Raw genomic sequence first — 262 nt, 5'->3', positions numbered from 1 at the left:
CGATTCAATAAAGCCACCGATGACCGCGAGCCGTTAGTGAGTTGGCCTTATTTTGAGCGCCCCATCGATGTGTTTATTCTTGAAGGCTGGTGTGTTGGTGCGCAGCCACAAAGCCCGTGTGAGCTTAACGTCGCGGTTAATAGTCTAGAGCAGAACCAAGATCCAGATGGCCGCTGGCGGCGTTGTGTGAATTCCCGTTTGGCCAATGAGTATCAAGCGGTTTTCAACGCCGCTGATATTCGCATCATGTTGAAAGCGCCCA

1 pseudogene is annotated in these 262 nt (G+C 51.9%); it reads left to right on the top strand.

The window, feature by feature from the left end:
* A pseudogene (locus CWC14_RS19320) lies at nucleotides 1–262 on the top strand (hypothetical protein); the annotation flags it as partial.

The organism is Pseudoalteromonas sp. S3260 (assembly GCF_005886925.1).
In the GTDB taxonomy this organism is placed as follows: domain Bacteria; phylum Pseudomonadota; class Gammaproteobacteria; order Enterobacterales; family Alteromonadaceae; genus Pseudoalteromonas; species Pseudoalteromonas tetraodonis.
The sequence above is the reverse complement of the archived record's forward strand: the minus strand, read 5'-3'. Positions and strand labels throughout refer to the sequence as shown.